Genomic DNA, 18949 nt, shown 5'->3' on the forward strand with positions numbered 1-18949 from the left:
CCCGCCCGGGCGTTCATTTGGGGATAGATGATGAAGTCACTCGGTAATATCCGGCGTTCCTTTGCTCCTTGGACCGATCCTTCGGCCAAGCCGTACATTTCCTTCAAGAATGTGACGAAGAAGTTCGGTGATTTTACCGCCGTCGACGACCTGTCCCTGGATATCTACAATCGTGAATTCTTCGCTCTTCTCGGTGCATCGGGCTGCGGCAAGTCCACACTGCTGCGCATGCTGGCGGGCTTCGAGCAGCCGACGACCGGCGAGATCGTTCTCGATGGCCAGGATCTTGCCGGCACGCCGCCCTATCGCCGCCCCGTCAACATGATGTTCCAGTCCTACGCGCTGTTTCCGCACATGACGGTGGAAAAGAATATCGCCTTCGGCCTCAGGCAGGATGGCATGCCGAAAGCCGAGATCGACGATCGCGTCGCCCAGATGCTGAAGCTCGTCAAGCTCGAGCAATTCGCCAGGCGCAAGCCCAACCAGCTGTCCGGCGGCCAGCGCCAGCGCGTGGCATTGGCCCGCTCGCTCGCCAAGCGCCCGAAAGTGCTGCTGCTCGACGAGCCGCTCGGCGCACTCGACAAGAAACTGCGCGAGGAAACGCAGTTCGAACTCATGGATCTGCAGCAGAGCCTGGGGCTTACCTTCGTGGTCGTCACCCATGACCAGGAAGAGGCGATGACCATGGCGGACCGCATCGCCGTCATGAGCCACGGCAAGGTGGTGCAGGTGGCGACGCCGGCCGAAATCTACGAGGCGCCCAATTGCCGCTTCGTCGCCGACTTCATCGGCGATGTGAACATTTTGGACGGCAATGTGATCTCTGCACATTCCGGCATCGTTGAAATCGCTGTCGATTCCGCCCTCACGCTGCGCAGCGCCTCCAACGAGGTGCCGGCCAGGGGAAGCCGCGCCAGCATCGCAATCCGGCCGGAGAAGCTGCGCGTAACGCCGCGCCCGCCTGCCAACGCCTCCGTCAATGCCACCGAGGGAGAGATCTGGGACATCGCCTATCTCGGCGACATGACCGTCTTCCACGTCAAGCTGAAGAGCGGGCAGGTGCTCAAGGCGTCGTCGCTGAATGCTGTTCGCGTCGTGGAAGAACCCTTCGCCTACGACCAGAACGTCTGGGTGTCCTTCGACGAAAATGCCGGCGTGCTGCTGAAGGACTGATCATGAAAGCGCTCGGCTCTTCCATCTATCAGCGCCTCGTCATCATTGTTCCCTATGCTTGGCTGTTGATCTTCTTTCTCGCACCCTTCCTCATCGTCTTCCGCATCTCGCTGGCGACGAAGGCGCTGTCCGTCCCGCCTTACGATCCGTCCTTCGCCTGGACGGACAGCTTCGGCGACTGGTGGGACAAGCTGCAGACTATGTCGTTCGACAACTACGTGTGGCTGACCGGTGATCCGCTTTACATAAACGCCTACATTCAGAGCCTTCAGATCGCCGGCATCTCGACGCTGCTGACGCTGATCATCGCCTATCCAATAGCCTATGGCATGGCGCAAGCGCCGCGCACGATCCGTCCCACCTTGCTGATGCTGGTCATTCTGCCCTTCTGGACGAGCTTCCTGATCCGCGTCTATTCCTGGATGTCGATCCTCAGCACGACAGGCCTCTTGAATCAGTTGCTGATGGGCCTTGGCATCATCCACCAGCCGCTCGTTATCCTGAATACCAATACCGCCGTCTATATCGGCATGGTCTATTCCTATCTGCCCTTCATGGTGCTGCCGCTCTATTCGGCGCTGGAGAAGATGGACGGCACGCTGATCGAGGCAGCGCAGGATCTCGGCTGCACGCCGATCGGCGCCTTCTGGCGCGTCACTTTTCCGCTTTCCCTTCCTGGCGTCATCGCCGGCTGCATGCTGGTCTTCATTCCGGCTGTCGGCGAATTCGTCATTCCCGACCTGCTCGGCGGCTCTGAGACCCTGATGATCGGCAAGGTGCTCTGGACGGAATTCTACAGCAATACCGACTGGCCGCTGGCCTCGGCGGTGGCGACCATCCTGCTTCTGGTGCTGGTGGTGCCCATCGTCTTCTTCCAGCATTTCCAAGCCAAGGCCGACGAGAAGGGGAGGTAATCGATGATCCGCTGGTCTCGTTTCAACATCGTCTCGGTCACGCTCGGCCTTGCTTTCCTCTATCTGCCGATCCTGTTGCTGGTCATCTACTCCTTCAACAGCTCCAGGCTGGTGACGGTCTGGGGCGGCTTCTCGACGCAATGGTATGTGCACCTCTTCAGCAATGACACCATGCTGAGCGCCGCCTGGCTGACGGTGCGCATCGCCCTCCTGTCCGCGACGATCGCCACGGTGCTCGGCACGTTCGCGGCCATCACGCTGGTGCGCTACACGCGCTTCCGCGGCCGCATCCTGTTTTCGGGCATGATCTATGCGCCGCTGGTCATGCCCGATGTCATCACCGGCCTGTCGCTCCTGCTGCTCTTCGTGACGTCGGGCGTCGATCGCGGCTTCTGGACGATCGTCATGGCGCATACGACGCTGACCATGTGCTTCGTCGCCGTCGTCGTGCAATCGCGCCTTTTGACCTTCGATCGCTCGATCGAGGAAGCGGCGATGGATCTCGGCGCCCCGCCCGTGCGCACCTTCTTCGAGGTGACGCTGCCGATCATCGCGCCCGCCGTATTCTCGGGCTGGGTCCTGGCTCTGACGCTTTCGCTTGATGATCTGGTGATCGCGACCTTCTCATCCGGCGCCGGCGCCAAGACGCTGCCGATGCTGATTTACAGTCAGGTGAAGCTCGGCGTGACGCCGGAGATCAACGCCATCTGCACGATCCTGATCGGCGTCGTCGCCGTTGGCGTCATCTGTGCCTCGATCGCCACCAAGCGCCGCGAGGTGCAGCGTCAAAGGGACGAACAAGCAGCCGCCGCCGCGTGAGCGGCAGCGCTGGGCCGGCTTGACAGAAGAGCTATTGCTGCTGGGGCTTCTGCAGCAAAGTGGTAACGGGTGAAACGACCGGATCCGGCCAGCTGCCGCCAAGGAAGAAGGGCAGCATCGGCAGGTCGTCCGTATCGGACGGCGATGTCGCCTCGATTGCTCCCGACAGCGCCAGACCATTGCTGCGGAACGGAACGACGCCGTTCAGCGTGATGGTTTCGTTGCGGCCGGCGATAGTCGCGTTCTGTACTTCGGCAGATCCCTTGGCGAAGGTCGCGTCGACATTGATGCTGTCGAAATTGAAGGACGCATCGGCGATATCGCTCATCCGGAAAAAGGCTTTTTGGGTGGCCAAGGACCTGAAGGACGAGAGATCGAAGTCGCGGAAGGATCCGGCTGATGACGCGAAATGCATCTTCCCGGCAACGTCGCCCAGCCTGGCGACCCAGATCGGCCGGGTAGTGCTCAGCGCGAGATCCAAAGACCCGGCCGCCGTCATCGGCAGCGGCCCGGGCAGCTTGAGGCGGGTAAAGAGCCCGCCGAAATCGGCATTGCGGATCGATATCTGCAGCTTGCCGCCGCCATCGAAATCGCCCGGGGCGACCTCAAGATGCGCCGTCAGCGAGCCGCCCTCGAAGCCGCTGTCGGCAATGTCGAATTTCGCCTTGCCGCCCGCGACCAGCAGGCTGGCGCCGATATTGTCGAACTGGAAGGGACCGAGCGCGGCCTTGCTGGAGGAGAGCCGCATGTCGAGGTCGAGGCGCTGCAGCGGGTTGCCGTTCAGGAGCGCATTGAAGGCGGTTTCCGCAGCAAGCCGCATGGAGAAGGCAGCGAGGAATGGATTGAGGTTCATCTGGTCGAAAGCGAGCGTGCCGGAGATCTTCGGCTTTCCAGCCGTCGTGTAGTTGAGGTCCATGACACCGGAAGCCGCGGAGTCGTTGACCTTGAAGCTGAGATCGTTGAAGCGCAGGCCTTTGTCGATCGCCGTCACATCGGCACTGAGCGAGACGTTCTTGAGCGCATCGGCGGCGGGGAGGCGCTGACCGCTCCATGTCAGAAAGGCGGGAACGTTCGGCACGCTGAGCTCGAGATTGCCCGACAGCGTTGAAAGGTCAGAAATGCTGGTAACCCCGTTATAGGCCCAGCTGATCACCGGCGAGGAAAAGCTGGTCTTGGCGTCGACGCTCTTGCCGGCAAAGAACAGCAGCGGTTGCGGCGAGTCGAAGTTGAGCTTGATGTCCTGGTCGTTGAAGCGGGCAAGGATGACGGCCGTCATGCGCTGCGAGAGCCGCGGCCAGGAAATGTCGGCATTGACGCCGGTCATCTTGTAGACGTTGCCGCTGCGATCGTCCGTCATCTCGACGCTGCCGTCTTCGATGGTCAGCATGCCGATGGCGGCGTCCTGATCCTTTCGCATCGGCCTGGCCTGGCCGGAAGAACTCTCCACCTGCTCGATCGCTTTCGACAGGCGGCCCTCATTGGTCCAGTCGATCAGCCCGTTCTCGTCGCGACGGATGTAAAGCACGGGGCGAAGGAAGTGGAACTCGTGGAAATGCGCATGTCCGCGGATAGCGGGGAGCAGCGAGAAGTCAGCAGAGAGACTATCGACATGGCCCAGTACCTTGCCGTTCTTTGCCGGCTCGCGGATGGTGACCTGATTGAGCGTTATGCGCGGCGTCGGCCAGAAATCCAGTGTGGGATCGCCCTCGATCTGGGCCCTGTAGCCCGTCCATTCCGAAAGCGCCCTCTCGATGCCGGAGCGCACGATGCCGCTGGAAATGAGGAACGGAGCGGTTGCCCTGAAAACCGCAAAGACGATCAGGAGGGTCAGAAGAACGATACCGGTTGTCCGGACGACGGCTGGCAACCATCGCGAGGCTGATCGCATCGTCAAACGCCACTTATTGTTTCTCGACGTTCTCATATCCCGTGGAGACTCTCAAACTGATAGGGACGATGTGCCTATGCTTGCCGGATATAGGAAATGTTTGCCAGATGCAAACGTCGCAGGTTGAAAAGCCCCACGACGCCGTGACTTTATAATGCGTTGCAGCATTGCTATATACTGAGAAAAACAGGGGAGAGAAATATGCAGGATCAGCAGCCGCTCTGGACGCCATCGGAAGAAGCTCGCCGCCAAAGTCCGATGTTTGCCTTCATGCAGAAGTGCAACCACGATTTTAATCTGTCGCTATCTGATTTTGCCGGCCTTCATGCCTGGTCGGTTGCTGATCGCGAGAATTTCTGGACGGCAGTTTGGGATTTCTGCGATATCAAGGGCGAACGCGGCGAGCGGGCGCTGATCAATGGCGACCTCATGCTGGAGACCCGCTTCTTTCCCGATGCTCAATTGAATTTCGCCGAAAATCTGCTGTCGCGGACGGGCGAGGGCGATGCGCTGGTATTCTGGGGCGAGGACAAGGTCCGCGACCGCTGGTCGTGGGATCGGTTGGCTGCAACGGTATCGCGACTGCAGCAAGCCTATCGCGCAGAGGGTATCGGCAAGGGCGACCGGGTGGCGGCGATGATGCCGAACATGCCCGAAACCATCGCCTGCATGCTAGCCGCTGCATCGATCGGTGCGATCTGGTCGTCCTGCTCTCCGGATTTCGGCGAGCAGGGCGTCATGGATCGCTTCGGGCAGATCGAACCGAAGCTGTTCATCGCCTGCAGCGGCTATTGGTATAGCGGCAAGCTGCAGGATGTCGGGACAAAGGTTAGCGCCATCGCGCAACGGCTGAACGTGCCGACCCTGGTCGTTCCCTATGCTGGGAGCGCCGATGCAGTGGTGGCGGCAACGCCCGGTGCACGGAGCTTGAGCGATTTCATCGCACCTTTCGAGGCGAAAGCCGTCGAATTCGTCGCCGTGCCTTTCTCCCATCCGCTGTTCATCCTGTTTTCCTCCGGCACAACAGGCGTTCCCAAATGCATCGTGCATTCGACGGGCGGCGCACTGCTGCAGCTCATCAAGGAGCATCGCCTGCATTGTGGCGTCGTGCCCGGCGAAAAGGTTTTTTACTTCACCACCTGCGGCTGGATGATGTGGAACTGGCTCGTGACCGGCCTTGCCGCCGGCGCGACGCTTTGCCTTTATGACGGATCGCCCTTCGCTCCCAGCGGCAATATCCTGTTCGATTATGCGCAGGAAGAGAAATTCGCGGTGTTCGGCACCTCGGCCAAATATATCGACGCCGTGCACAAGAGCGGCCTCACGCCGAAGACCTCGCATGATCTCTCGAGCCTGCGGCTGATGACCTCCACCGGCTCGCCGCTGTCGCCGGAAGGCTTCTCCTTCGTCTACGAGGGCATCAAGGACGACATTCAGCTCGCTTCCATTTCCGGCGGGACCGATATTGTCTCCTGCTTCGTGCTCGGCAATCCGCTGCAGCCCGTCTGGCGCGGCGAGATCCAGGGGCCGGGCCTCGGCCTTGCCGTCGATGTCTGGAACGATGAAGGCAAGCCGGTGCGCGGCGAAAAGGGCGAGCTCGTCTGCACCAAGGCCTTCCCCTCGATGCCGATCATGTTCTGGAACGATCCCGAACGCGCCAAGTACCGCGCCGCCTATTTCGAGCGCTTCGACAATATCTGGTGCCACGGTGATTTCGCCGAATGGACCGTCCATGGCGGCCTCGTCATTCACGGCCGCTCGGATGCGACGCTCAATCCCGGTGGCGTGCGCATCGGCACGGCGGAGATCTACAATCAGGTCGAGCAGATCCCGGAAGTACTGGAAGCACTGTGCATCGGCCAGGACTGGGATGACGATGTCCGCGTCGTGCTGTTCGTCCGCCTGGCTCCTGGTGCCTCGCTGACCGAAGATCTGGTGAAGACAATGAAGACCCGCATCCGCACCGGCGCTTCGCCGCGCCACGTCCCGGCCAAGATCATCGCGGTCGCCGATATTCCGCGCACGAAATCCGGCAAGATCGTCGAGCTTGCGGTGCGCGATGTCGTGCACGGGCGGCCGGTCAAGAACAAGGAGGCGCTCGCCAATCCGGAGGCGCTGGATCTGTTCGCCGGGCTGGAAGAATTGAAAAGCTGAAGTGCACCCTAAAATTGAGGGGCAAACGATGACCTCCGTTTGGTAACCTTGCGTTAGGAAAGATTGGTCAAAGGTAAAGGCCAACTTGAGACCGTTCGCATACGTCAGCAGCGGATTGGAGCCGGTTCTGGCTCCCGAAACATGAAGTTCACCGACTCGAGCTTTCTTTTGACAGTACCATTCTCAAAGGCAGCGCGGTTCGCTGCCTTTTTTTCGTTAGATTGCACGCAAATACGTGGCCGCTCTGTACATTGGCCTGCCGACCAAGTATGTGCACGCTTGAAGAAGAGGCCTGCGACGTGCGGGCCACGATGATCGCTGCCTTTTGGCTGGCGAAGAATTCCGAAAGACAGATGATGACTGAATTCGAAGGCATCGTTCCTGCGATTGCCCAGGCTTTGGCGAAGCGCGGTTATGAAACGCTGACGCCGGTACAGAAAGCCATGCTCGATCCCGGCCTCGCCGGCAAGGATGCACTTGTCTCGGCGCAGACCGGCTCGGGCAAGACGGTTGCCTTCGGCCTGGCGCTGGCACCCGGCCTGCTCGATGGTTCGGAACGCTTCGGCCCGGCCGGGGCACCTCTGGCCTTGGCGATCGCGCCGACCCGCGAACTGGCGCTTCAGGTGCAGCGCGAGCTGGAATGGCTTTATGGCCTGACCGGCGCGACAATCGCTTCCTGTGTCGGCGGCATGGATATGCGCACGGAACGGCGGACGCTGGAGCGCGGCGCTCACATCGTCGTTGGCACGCCCGGCCGCCTCTGCGATCACATCCGCCGCAACTCGCTCGACATATCCGAGCTGCGCGCCGTCGTGCTCGATGAGGCCGACGAGATGCTCGACCTCGGTTTCCGCGAAGATCTGGAATTCATTCTGGAAGCCTCGCCCTCCGAGCGCCGCACCCTGATGTTCTCCGCGACCGTGCCGCGTTCCATCGCCAAGCTCGCTGAAAACTACCAGCGCGACGCCGTTCGCATCGCCACCGCTTCCGAAGCCAAGCAGCATGTCGATATCGACTATCGCGCGCTGACGGTGGTGCCGAGCGATAAGGAAAACGCGATCATCAACGTGCTGCGCTATTACGAGGCGCGCAACGCCATCGTCTTCTGCTCGACGCGCGCTGCCGTCAATCATCTGACGGCGCGGTTCAACAATCGCGGTTTCGCCGTCGTCGCCCTTTCGGGCGAACTCAGCCAGAACGAGCGCACGCATGCGCTTCAGGCCATGCGCGACGGCCGTGCCCGCGTCTGCATCGCAACCGACGTTGCCGCTCGCGGTATCGATTTGCCGGGCCTGGAGCTGGTCGTCCATGCAGACCTGCCGACCAATCCGGACACGCTGCTACATCGCAGCGGCCGTACCGGACGCGCCGGCAACAAGGGCGTCAGCGCCCTCATCGTGCCGCTCAGCGCTCGCCGTCGCACCGAGCGCCTGCTGGAAGCCGCCCGCATTCGCGCCACCTGGGCAAAGCCGCCGTCTGCCGACGAAGTCAGCCAGCGTGACGACGAGCGTCTTCTCGCCGATCCGGTCTTTACCGCCGCGCTTGCCGAAGATGAAAAATCCATCGTCCAGCAATTGCTGGAGCGCCATGGCGCCGAACAGGTCGCGGCCGCTTTCCTGCGGCAGTACCGCACCGGCCATTCCGCGCCGGAAGAGTTGCAGGACGTGCCGGCCGAAGGCGAGCGCAGAAAGCCGCGCCGCGACGATTTCCCGGTCACTCCCCGCGATGACGGCCCATCCGGCGGACGGAACGATTTCACCGATGGCGTATGGGTGTCGCTCTCCGTGGGCCGCAAGCAGAATGCCGAGCCGCGCTGGCTGATCCCCATGCTCTGCCGCAACGGCAACCTGACCAAGCGCGACATCGGCGCCATCAAGATGCAGCCGGAAGAAACCTTCGTCGAGCTTTCCCCGGACGGTATCGATCGTTTCCTGGCGGCCATCGGCCCGGACAAGACGCTGGAGCGCGGCATCCGCGTCAAGCCGCTCGCCGGCGTCCCGGATTTTTCGCAGGCTCGACGGGAAGGGGCTTTCGAGAAAAAGAAGCCCTTCGCTGACAAGGGCGGCCGTGGCCAAGAAGGCGGCAAGCCGAAGTGGAAATCCGACCGCAAGCCGGAACGGGCTTATGCAGGCGAAGGCAACGTCTCCGAACGCTCCGACAAGAAGCCCTGGGCAAAGAAATCCGGCAAGCCGAACTTTGCCAAGAATGACGGTCCTCCGAAGGGCGGCAAGCCGAACTCGCGGGCCGCGCGCAAGGCCTCGAAGTCACGAGGCGAATGATCCCGACGCCGCGCTCGCAAGCGGGCGCGGCGCACGCCTTACGACGACATCATCCAGATTGGCGGAAAGCGACTGCTTCCCTTCTGCAGAGGAGCAACGTCACCTCTCAGCTCGGCGTTCGAGCCTCCAATGCGCAAGCGATTGCGATTGCAGGGCCGCGAAAGTCATGCATAAATCAGGATCGCAATCGGGCGCTGACCAACGAAATCCAAAAATGCGCGCGGGGATGGGGAGTTGACATGATCGTTCGTTCCTGGCGGGCCGTTGCCGGCTCCGACGAAGTGCTGGCAGCCTATGCCAAGCACCTTGAGACGACCACCTTCGTCGAAATGGCTGAGCTGCCCGGTCATCTTGGCGCGACTCTCGCCCGCAAGGTGCGCGGTGAAAACAACGAGCTTGTGGTCATGAGCTTTTGGGCCGATATGGCCTCGGCCGGTCATTTCGGCAAGGGCGAATTTGACGACGCAGTGGTGAAGCCGAGCACGCAGAAGCTCTTGCGCTCCTTCGATTTGAAGGTTGAGTATTTCGAGACCGTGGTTTCGACCGGACTTGTCGCCGGTCATGATCGTCCCGCAAGCGGCGAATAGACGGTGCAGAACAGCTCCGTCGAAGTCACCTATACCGATGACATCGTGCGTGATGCGGTCAGGACCTTCGTCTGGAGGCGGGGCATTTCCGGCCTGAAATTTCTTTGGGCGTTGGAAGCCGTGATGATCGCGCTGTTAATCTGGCCGCTTTGGAATGGTGACCGCGGATGGGTGAGCGTTGTCGTCTTCATCGTCGTCCTTCTTCCTCCGGCCATGATCGCAGCGATGTGGATTGCGCATCACCGCAATACGGTCGGGAAATACAGGCAGATGCGAACTCCTCGCGCGCTGTTGACCTTTCGCGACCAAGGGCTTGATGTCGTGTCCGATCTGGGGTCGGCGACGATCCCGTGGTCGACGATCATAGAGATTTGGGAACGTCCGGCTTATTGGATGATATTCGTTGGGCGGAACCAGTTCTTCACGCTTCCGCTTGAAACGCTTTCGACGGCGGACCGGGATTTTCTGCGGTCGAAAGCAACCCTAACATCCTAGCGGATATCAGGGTCCCGCATTCTTTCGTTTGCCGCTATTCGGTAAAGAGGTGTGTGGCCATATAGTCCACGAAGACGCGGACCTTTGGCGATAGATATCGATTGGTGGGCCAGAGGACGCGAAAAGTTCCCGTGTCGACCAAGTAGTCGGTCAGCAGCGAAATCAGTTTTCCTTCCGCGATCTCCGACGCCACGGCAAACGGAGGGAGGCAGGTAATTCCGAACGAGCGCTCCGCAAGATAGATCAGCGGCTCCAGCGTGCTGGCGACCGTCGTCACCGGCAAGTCGAGCTTCATCTCGCCTTCGGCGCGGATCAAAGGCCACGGCTCGAGTTTCCCCGAATTTGCGAAGCGATGGTGAAGGCAGCGATGCCGGAGCAGGTCCTCCGGCACCTTCGGGTGGCCGTGGGCCTGCAGATAGTCCGGCGAGGCGACGATCTTGTGCTTGAAGGTGCCGAGCTTGCGGCTCATCAACCGCGTGTCCCTGACCTCGCCGGTGCGGATGACGGCGTCGAACCCTTCTTCGATGACATCGACTAGGCGATCCGTAAAGTCGAGGTCGAGATTGATTTCCGGATATAAGGTCATGAAGGCCGATAATGTCGGCATCAGCAGCATGCCCGCCAGAGGAAGGCTCACGCGGAGCTGTCCGCGGGGCACGGCCTGCGATCTCGATAGTCTGGATTGCGCCTCGTCGTATTCCGATTGGATGCGCCTGCACGTCTCCAGAAAGAAGCTGCCTTCTTCGGTCAGCGCCATGCTGCGGGTCGAGCGATTGAACAGTCGCACGCCGAGCTCATCCTCGAGCCTGCCAATGGCCTTGCCGACGGCGGAGCCCGAAATGCCGAGGCGATGTCCTGCGGCAACGAAACTTCCGACCTCGGCGACCTGGATGAAGATGCCGAGCGTTCCGAGCTTGTCCATACTGCTCCATTCTGGAATTTTTATCCGATATGTTGGGAATACAGGCCCCTTTATCCGCTATCCCCAGCCGGATATCCAGATGTCGCCGCGGCTGAACAGCCCGAGCTTCAGATGGAGACAATCATGGAAACCAAACACATCGCCAGCTTTGCGGGCTCCCCCGCTCCCACGACCTTTATCGTCAACGTCATTCACGTTCATCCCGGAAAGCAGGAGGAGGCCTTCGCCATCATTCGGGATGTCGTGCACTATGTCGCGGAACGAAAGGAAGGCTTTCTCTGGAGCAGCCTTGCAAAAAGCTCGGACGGCCAGACCGTCGTCAACATCGAGGCGATCCAGGATGCCGGCAATGTCGGCGAGTTCTTCTCCGATCCGCATTTCGTCGAAAAATTCCGGAAGCTGGACACCGTCTCGAAGAGCGAATTCCACACCTATACGGTCGGCGATCTGGTCTTGCCCAAGCGCGCCCAGGCGGCATGAGGGGAGTAGCCGGCTTTGCCTTTGAAAGGATATGCCGGGCGGTCAGCGCCCGGCATGTGATCTGGAACGGTTCAGCGTTTCGTGGGAGCGCTTTTCCGCTCTATCCTTTTGTTTTCACGCATTCCGGACGGAAAGCCGCTTCGCAGTTTTCCCGGAATCGCTCCGAGGGTTTGGCTTCGGCCGTCAATGTCAGGAGGCGGCCGCGAATGCCGCACGCCCAGCCGCCCTGCTAGGGGCTTCCCTCAGTTCGCCAGCACCCGCGGTGACGGGAAGGTGATTTCCACCAGCGTACCCTCGTTCGGCGCGGAGTTGATCGAGAAGGTTGCGCGGTTCGCGTCGACCATTGCCTTGGTCAGCGGCAGGCCGAGGCCGGTGCCGTCACCGCGCTTGCGGGAATTCGTCGAAACTTGCCGGAAGGGTTTCATCGCCTGCTCAAGCTCCGAGCGTGTCATGCCGACACCGGTATCCCTGATGCGCATCACGACGCTGCCATTGCCTTCATAGGCTGTCGATACGACGATCTGGCCGCCCGACGGCGTGAAGCGGATGGCGTTCGAGAGGATGTTGAGCGCGATCTGCTTGATCGAGCGCAGGTCGGCGACGACATTCGGCACAGCCTGCGACAGCGCGGTGCGGATGATGACGCGCTGGCTGTTGGCCTGCGGCTGCACCAGCGACACCGCTTCCGTAATCGCCTCGTTGAGGCCGACGGATGCGAAATCCAGATCCATCTCGCCGGCTTCGATCTTCGAGATATCGAGCAGGTCGTTGACGATGTCGAGCACATGCCGTCCGGAGCGGCCGATATCGGTCGCATATTCGATATAGCGTGAGTGGCCGATCGGCCCGAAGCGCTCGCCCGCCATCATGTCGGAAAAGCCGATGATGGCGTTGAGCGGCGTACGGATCTCGTGGCTGACACGGGCGAGAAAGTCCGTCTTGTGGGCATTGGCGGTTTCGGCGGCGCGCTTGGCGTTGCGCAGCTCCTCTTCGGTCCGCTTCCATTGCGTAATGTCGCGGATCACGGCGCAGTAGCCGTTCGAGGAGTTTAGCTGGCCCATGGTCATGAACAGCGGCAGGAAGCCGCCCGACGCCTCGCGACCGATCACTTCTCGGCCGTCATTCAGCACGCTGGCAACGCCGTGGCCTGAGAGTCCGCCGAGATAATCGAGCACGGCCTTCTGGCTCTCATGCGCAAACAGCATGACGAAGGGTTTGCCACGGGTCTCTTGGTCGTCATAGTTGAAGAGCGCGCTTGCCGAGCGGTTCATCGAGCGGATCTCGCCATCCTGGCCGACGATGATCACCCCGTCGGTCGCCGTCTCCAGCGTCGAGCGCAGTTCCTCGATTTCCACCTGCAGCTTGCCGACCTTTTCGAGGATGCGTTCGGGACGGGCCTCCTCGGAAACAGGTTGCGGCGGTGGCGGCTCGCTCTTTTCCACGGGCATCAGCGCCAGCATCAGGGCGGTGCCATCTTCCCAGCGGATCGATTGCAGCCGCGCGGTGACCGGCACCAGCGCATCGTCGGCGCGCACCACCATCATCGTGCCCGGCTGTTCGGTCTTGCCTTCCAGATCGTTGCGCTGCAGCAGAGCGTCCAGCCCGCCGACCTGCTCGAGATCCGTCAGGTTCTCATAGCCGGTGAGCCGCAGGAATTCCGGATTGCCGTGGATCAGCCTGTCGCCGGCATGCACGAGGATGGCAAGCGGCAGCTGATCGACGATATCGGACGACAGCCCCATGCGCATCTTCACGCGCGGTGGAATGGCGGTGTTGAGCACATCGATAGGATCGAAATCCTCCTCGGGCTCAGCCGAGGTGACTGTCGTCTCAGGAGGAGAAACGGCATCGGCGACTGCTTCGCCGCTGGCTTCCTGCGCTTGGGAAAGCTCGGCAACAGGCTCCGATGGAAAGGCCTCGGTATTCGATGCCGCTTTTTCCTGCCCGCTCTCCGCGGCGTCGTTGTCGGTTGCCGTTTCGCTCGTATCGGAAAGAATTTCGTCGGCTGCGTTCGCTGGCGGGGCGATGTCGAGATGTTTTTCGGCCGGTTCTGCGGAGGGCTGCTCGACAGGCGGTTCCGCGCGCTTGCCAAAAGGTTCGAGCTGCCGGGCGATTTCGCGGAAAGCCGCTTGCTCGCTGAGCGAAAGGCTCGCTTGCGCTAAAGTCCGATGCTCGTGCAGGCGGATGATCTTGTCCGTCTGCCGGCGGTTCGGCGTCTCGACCATGCGCAGGGCGGGCGGTTCCGCGCCTGCGATGGGAGCGTCTTCGGCGGTTGCCTGCTCTTTGCCTTCTGCCGTGCCGGAATCCTCCGGTTTGGAGGCATGCTGCTCGCCCGCGGCCGCTTCGTCCGCCTGGTCGCTGGTTGTGGCTTCGGTATTGCGGCTTTCCGGCGCATCCAGCGCCATGCCGCGCTTCATCGGATCTTCGATTGCATCCGCCAGTCGGACGACGCCGAAGCCTCTGAAGCCGTCGAATTCGCGGCTGCGGGTGTAGGTCGGCAAGGCGGCCAGGTCGACCGGCACCATCAGGCCCGTGCCCTCCACCGGCCAGTAGATCGTCCTGCCCGACCAGGTGTCGCGCCGTGCCAGCAGCTCCGCGATCTTGCCGTCCGGATCGAGATTGAAGCGTGCGGCGACATCGGTGAAGGCAAGGCCCGCGATTTTCGCGGCATGCGGGCCGACCGCCTCGGCGAATTCGCGCGAAACCTCACTGAACTGGCCCGCCGAGTCGATCTTCCATACGAAGCGGGTAGCCCGGCCGTTGCGCTTGAAGACAAAACCCTCGGCATCCTCGCCATCGGCCGAAGCGACTTCAGGCTGGGCCGGCTCCGGGCTTGCTTCCGCGGAAGCTTCCATAGGGGCTTCGGCTATGTGCTCGTCAGCAACCACTGCGGTCTCTGCCTGCGCTTCTTCCGCGGGCGCAGTTTCCTCAACCGGGGCCTCTTTGTGGGCATCAGTCACCGTCGGCGCGGGCACATGCTCGCTTGCTTCATGGGTAATCGGCGTCGTATCCGGCTCTTCATCCGGGCTATATTCCGTCGTCTCATCCAGCTCCTCGATGTGAGCGACGGCATCGATGACATCGCCGAAGGGTGCGGATGGTGCAGGCTGTGGCGCTTCGTCGGGTGTCGCCGCCTCGAGTTCCGCACGGGTTTCTTCCGTCTGCGGTTCGATCGCGGCAGGTCTTGCTTCATCGGCAAGGTTTTCGGTCGGATCGAGATGGCCAAGGACCGTTTCGACGACGAACAGCAGATGCAGCGCCGGTATTTCCGACAGCTTGCCGATGGCGGCGGGCAGATAGCCGCGACCGGTGGGGATCGGCCGCTTGATCAGCCGGTCCGACTGTGCACCGGCCATGGTCGTCAGCATCCGTGCCGTCTGCGGCGTGATATCGAGCGTGCGGAAACGATCGGAGGCTGCGACAATTTCGCCATCGCGGCCGATGACGGCCATATGGGTGTCGGGATCGTCGAAACCGTCGATCATGCGCTTGGCGCATTCGGAGGTGGTCATCGGCTTGGACGAGACCGGTGAGGAGAACAGGATCGCTTCTTCGCCCGCCTGGATGCGGATGAGCTCGACGGCTACGTTTACCACCGAACGCTGAAAGCCGGAGGCCATGCGGATGAGGAAGGTGCGCTGATCGCCAACAGTGCCAAGGCCGCGCGCCGTCGCCTCGATCTGGCGGAACGAAACGTCGCCGGGCTTCGGGCCCTGGTCGAGGAAATCATAGATGACGTCGTAACCGAAGAGATTGGCGCCGGCGCCATTGGCCCACAATACGCGATCCATCCCGGTCGAAAACATGACCATGGCCTCGCCGCGGGCAAAGCGCTCCCGAACGCGCGGATGCACGGCAATGTCAATGAACGGATATTGAATTGCGGGCATATTCCAACCTGTTTTGCGGGCGTGACCGCCTCTCGTGTTTTAACGGTTTATTAATAACCGCGACCCGCTTTCGGGTCCAGCAAAGGCCCGATCTTTCGGCCGGAAAGGTTAACGTGTTGTGCGATGCAAAAAATATGTTGCACTGCACAAATCTTTATATTATATAAGCCTCACACAGGTTCACGAAGGGCGCCTCAGAGAGGGCCCGCATAGGAGCGTAATCATGGCTACTGTAAAGAAAGACGACGTTTTTTCAACGGCTGCATTCGATCCGTCCAAGTTCTCCGAATCCTTCCGCGACTTCGCGGAAAAGGGCGCGGCCCAGTCCAAGGAAGCCTTCGCCAAGCTGAAGACCGCGACCGAGGAAGCCGGCAAGACGGTTGAAGCAACCGTGCAGACCGCACAGGCCGGCTCTGTCGAAATCGGCCTCAAGGCCATCGACGTTCTGCGCACCAACGCCGAAAGCTCGCTGGCGCACATGGAAGCTCTGCTTCGCGTCAAGTCGGTTGCCGAACTCTTTGAACTTCAGACCGCTTTCATCCGCAAGCAGGCCGAAGTCACCGTAGAGCAGGCCAAGTCCATTCAGGAAACCACCAAGAAGGTTGCCGAAAAGCTGGCAAAGCCGGCCAAGGACGCCGCTGAAAAGGCAATGTCCTCCTTCAAGGCCTAATTGCTTTCCATAAGCCTCCCAAGATACGAATGTCCCGCCTCCAGCTTAGAGCCTGGGGGCGGGACTTTTCGTTCCGGGCGTGGGATGTGCGTGCTTTGATCCGCATCCGCCGGCGCATCTTCATTTGGATATCTGCAAAGCTTTTTTATATTGCGGGGAGATAGGACTTGAAATAATTTCAAAGTCCTCGTATGTCACCCCCGTTCGCGGCGACGCGAGCATGTGCGGTTGTAGCTCAGTTGGTTAGAGCGCAGGTTTGTGGCACCTGAGGTCGGAGGTTCGAGACCCCCCAACCGTACCATTCAATTCCCACTGAAATCCGATTATTGACTTTGCTTCAGGCAAAGAAGCCGCGTGCATCGTTGCGTCCGGCTTTTGGCGGTGAGCAGCCTTCACGCTCGGCAGATCCGCAAACTTCCCTCCATTGATACCTATACCGCCCAGAATACGCATCGCGGCGAACCCAAGGCCGCCTGACGGAATACGGGTGAAAATGGCCGGGAACCGCACCGTTGAGCCCCCGGCCATCTCAGTTTACTTTTGGAAGTCGTATCTCATGACGAGCTCGCCATTGATAACATCGTCGGTCAGGCGAAACCCGACATGCTCATAAAGCCGCCGAGCCTTTTCGTTCTCGGGATGCACACCGAGCACGACACGGAGGCATTCGGGGATTTCCGCTAGCAGCGAGACGATCTGGATCAGCGCGGCCCGCCCATATCCGCGACCCTGAAAACGGCCGTCGATCATGAGGCGATAGATCCAGTAGTTCCCGTCATCCTCGTCGAGCGCGTACATGGCGAATCCCACCGGTTCGCCCTCGACTCGAATGATCAGTGGAACGCAAGCGGGGTTCTCCTCCGCTTCCTCCAGCGACTCCTCATTGCTGGCCACATAGGATGTCTGGTGGTCATGCGGACGCAATGAGAGCACCGGCTGGTAGTCTTCGCGTGTAACGCGCTCAAGGGTAACGGCGGCAAGATCTGCAGCGTGAAGCTGCGGGTTCTGTTTTGGATACATTTTTCCAATGGCGCTCGAACAGCGCCCCCATATTCGAGAGGAAGGTTGGGTCGGAAGACATGCAGCAACCATCGCGCAGACTTTAGCCGCACGTTAAAAAACGGAGTTGCTATGTGGTTCCGATGTGCCTTGGTCCGGAAGGGCCTAGCGCTTGAGGCTTAGCCTGCTGCCGGAGTGTGCGGCTGATTCATACGTTTCGAACATCTGTGCACCTCCCTCGCTTGTTTGATGTGCAACCATTATGCTACATGCCGGTCTTTGACAAGCATGGCGAGCTTTAATTCTTTGCGCCAAGGCCCAACACTGCTTGGATATGCAGCAGGACGTTATCGCCCTGCTGCCGCTGACGTCCTTGGCGTCGAACCCTATTTCTTGTCTAGAGGCTTCTTCGACACGTGACCGGGCGAGATCGGATCGCTGGCTGGAAAGGTCTCCTCCAGCGCTTCCTCCAGATAGTCGTCCTGTTCCTTGCGCTCTTTTTCGTTGAGCTTCTGCTGCTTCTTGTCGCTCATCGTCCTGGCTCCCTGATCTCTGTTTGAAATATTGGGAGTCGCTCGCCCTTTGTCCAGCTTAGGGGGCGAATGGCTGGGCGCGTAAGCGGCGAATGACGGCCAGGTTTGCCCGCATGCCGTAACCGCCGATCGAAGAACCGCAGCCGGATGGGCTGCCGGATGAGTTTACCGTTCCCAACTTGGATGAAAACGACGAGCCGCCGAAACGGATGGCATGGGCAAAAATGCCTATAAAAACATCCGCCGTTCTTCGCTGACGAGCTCCTGCAGAAAGTCGGCGACAGTGCGCACGCGCACGAGATCGCGGGCGCTCTCGTGATAAGTCGTCCAGTAGGCCCGCTTGATGGAGACATCGGGCAGGATGCGGGTCAGCTCCGGAAATTGCCTGGCAATATAGTCGTGCAGGATGCCGATGCCGGCGCCGGAGCGGACGGCTTCCGTCTGGCCGATGGAGGTGGAGATCTCGAACGAGGCGTCCCAGCTGCGCATGATCTCGCCGGAAAAATTCAGCGAGGCCGTGAAGATGAGATCTTCGACATAGCCGACGCGGGGATGCAGCTTCAGCGCCTCGACGCTGTCGGGTAGGCCGGCCTGCTCCAGATAGGCTTTCGAGGCATAGAGCCCGAGCGTGTAATCCGTCAGCTTCGATGAGACCAAGCGCCCTTGTTCTGGGCGCTCCAGCGTAATCGCAATATCGGCCTCGCGCTGCGACAGCGAGAAGGAGCGGGGAACGGGCACGAGCTGGATGCGCAGCTCGGGATAGCGGGCGATCAGCCGCCCCAGCCTTGGGGCAAGAAAGGAGACGCCAAACCCGTCGGGCGCGCCGATACGCACCGTGCCTGTGATGGCGCTGTCGAGATGGCCGACGCTTGCCTGCGCGCGCAGCATTTCGGTTTCCATGCGCTCTGCGGCATGCAGGAAGATCTCGCCTTCCGCTGTCAGGTCGCAGCCATTGGTGCGGCGCACGAGCAACCGCGTCTTCAGGCGCTCCTCGAGCGTCGTCACGCGGCGGGAGAGGGTGGCGTGGTTGACGCCGAGCCGTTTGGAGGCGGCGAGAATCTGTCCCGTGCGGGCCACGGCCAGAAACATGCGGACATCGTCCCAATCCATATGCACATCCAGGGCTTTAATTTTTGCACAACGGTT

General features: G+C 60.8%; 15 protein-coding genes and 1 tRNA gene. 10 read left to right on the forward strand and 6 right to left on the reverse strand.

Annotated features, from left to right (window positions below; all coding sequences use genetic code 11):
* The first annotated feature begins 30 nt into the window (after positions 1-30).
* Genes RHSP_RS04120 through RHSP_RS04130 form a run of 3 tightly spaced genes read left to right on the forward strand, consistent with a single transcriptional unit; the run spans position 31 to position 2906 of the window.
* On the forward strand, positions 31-1173 hold the full coding sequence (locus tag RHSP_RS04120; protein WP_004109508.1) for an ABC transporter ATP-binding protein: 1143 nt from the start codon (positions 31-33) through the stop codon (positions 1171-1173).
* Positions 1174-1175: 2 nt separating this feature from the next.
* Positions 1176-2087, forward strand: a complete 912-nt coding sequence (locus RHSP_RS04125) for an ABC transporter permease subunit (RefSeq protein ID WP_037149557.1) — start codon at positions 1176-1178, stop codon at positions 2085-2087.
* A gap of 3 nt (positions 2088-2090) precedes the next feature.
* Positions 2091-2906 carry an ABC transporter permease subunit gene (locus RHSP_RS04130; RefSeq protein WP_004109513.1) on the forward strand — a complete coding sequence of 272 codons (816 nt, stop codon included), beginning with the start codon at positions 2091-2093 and terminating at the stop codon, positions 2904-2906.
* Positions 2907-2937: 31 nt separating this feature from the next.
* On the opposite strand, the gene RHSP_RS04135 is transcribed toward RHSP_RS04130, so the two are convergent.
* Positions 2938-4830 (reverse strand): AsmA family protein, encoded by a 1893-nt coding sequence (locus RHSP_RS04135; protein ID WP_004109515.1) that lies wholly within the window; start codon positions 4828-4830, stop codon positions 2938-2940.
* Positions 4831-4995: 165 nt separating this feature from the next.
* Here RHSP_RS04135 and RHSP_RS04140 point away from each other — a divergent pair, with 165 nt between their 5' ends.
* The 4 genes from RHSP_RS04140 (at position 4996) to RHSP_RS04155 (ending at position 10309) form a co-directional block, all read left to right on the forward strand.
* Positions 4996-6948, forward strand: a complete 1953-nt coding sequence (locus tag RHSP_RS04140) for an acetoacetate--CoA ligase (protein WP_004109517.1) — start codon at positions 4996-4998, stop codon at positions 6946-6948.
* A gap of 356 nt (positions 6949-7304) precedes the next feature.
* The gene (locus RHSP_RS04145; RefSeq protein ID WP_037149752.1) at positions 7305-9227 is read left to right on the forward strand and encodes a DEAD/DEAH box helicase; all 1923 of its coding nucleotides are present in this window, start codon (positions 7305-7307) and stop codon (positions 9225-9227) included.
* Positions 9228-9466: 239 nt separating this feature from the next.
* The gene (locus RHSP_RS04150) at positions 9467-9814 is read left to right on the forward strand and encodes a hypothetical protein (RefSeq protein WP_004109521.1); all 348 of its coding nucleotides are present in this window, start codon (positions 9467-9469) and stop codon (positions 9812-9814) included.
* 3 nt (positions 9815-9817) lie between these two features.
* Positions 9818-10309 carry a YcxB family protein gene (locus RHSP_RS04155; RefSeq protein ID WP_004109523.1) on the forward strand — a complete coding sequence of 164 codons (492 nt, stop codon included), beginning with the start codon at positions 9818-9820 and terminating at the stop codon, positions 10307-10309.
* 34 nt (positions 10310-10343) lie between these two features.
* Here RHSP_RS04155 and RHSP_RS04160 read toward each other — a convergent pair whose 3' ends face one another.
* Positions 10344-11231: a LysR family transcriptional regulator gene (locus tag RHSP_RS04160; protein WP_004109531.1), complete on the reverse strand. Its 888-nt coding sequence runs from the start codon at positions 11229-11231 to the stop codon at positions 10344-10346.
* 123 nt (positions 11232-11354) lie between these two features.
* Here RHSP_RS04160 and RHSP_RS04165 point away from each other — a divergent pair, with 123 nt between their 5' ends.
* Positions 11355-11711: an antibiotic biosynthesis monooxygenase gene (locus tag RHSP_RS04165; protein ID WP_004109533.1), complete on the forward strand. Its 357-nt coding sequence runs from the start codon at positions 11355-11357 to the stop codon at positions 11709-11711.
* Between the two features lie 242 nt (positions 11712-11953).
* Here the strand turns inward: RHSP_RS04165 and RHSP_RS04170 are convergent, their stop codons facing one another.
* Positions 11954-15601, reverse strand: a complete 3648-nt coding sequence (locus RHSP_RS04170; protein WP_004109536.1) for an ATP-binding protein — start codon at positions 15599-15601, stop codon at positions 11954-11956.
* A gap of 223 nt (positions 15602-15824) precedes the next feature.
* Here RHSP_RS04170 and RHSP_RS04175 point away from each other — a divergent pair, with 223 nt between their 5' ends.
* Together RHSP_RS04175 and RHSP_RS04180 are read left to right on the forward strand one after the other, a co-directional pair.
* Positions 15825-16271: a phasin gene (locus RHSP_RS04175; protein WP_004109539.1), complete on the forward strand. Its 447-nt coding sequence runs from the start codon at positions 15825-15827 to the stop codon at positions 16269-16271.
* A 224-nt stretch (positions 16272-16495) separates the two neighbouring features.
* A tRNA-His gene (locus RHSP_RS04180) sits at positions 16496-16572 on the forward strand.
* Between the two features lie 233 nt (positions 16573-16805).
* Here the strand turns inward: RHSP_RS04180 and RHSP_RS04185 are convergent.
* From RHSP_RS04185 to RHSP_RS04190, 3 genes are all read right to left on the reverse strand, one after another.
* Positions 16806-17291: a GNAT family N-acetyltransferase gene (locus RHSP_RS04185; RefSeq protein ID WP_004109542.1), complete on the reverse strand. Its 486-nt coding sequence runs from the start codon at positions 17289-17291 to the stop codon at positions 16806-16808.
* A gap of 365 nt (positions 17292-17656) precedes the next feature.
* Positions 17657-17803 (reverse strand): hypothetical protein, encoded by a 147-nt coding sequence (locus tag RHSP_RS35070; RefSeq protein ID WP_167332642.1) that lies wholly within the window; start codon positions 17801-17803, stop codon positions 17657-17659.
* Between the two features lie 228 nt (positions 17804-18031).
* A complete protein-coding gene (locus RHSP_RS04190; RefSeq protein ID WP_004109545.1) occupies positions 18032-18913 on the reverse strand; it encodes a LysR family transcriptional regulator in 882 nt (293 codons plus the stop codon).
* Positions 18914-18949: the final 36 nt, after the last annotated feature.

Origin of the sequence: Rhizobium freirei PRF 81 (assembly GCF_000359745.1) — a bacterium.
In the GTDB taxonomy this organism is placed as follows: domain Bacteria; phylum Pseudomonadota; class Alphaproteobacteria; order Rhizobiales; family Rhizobiaceae; genus Rhizobium; species Rhizobium freirei.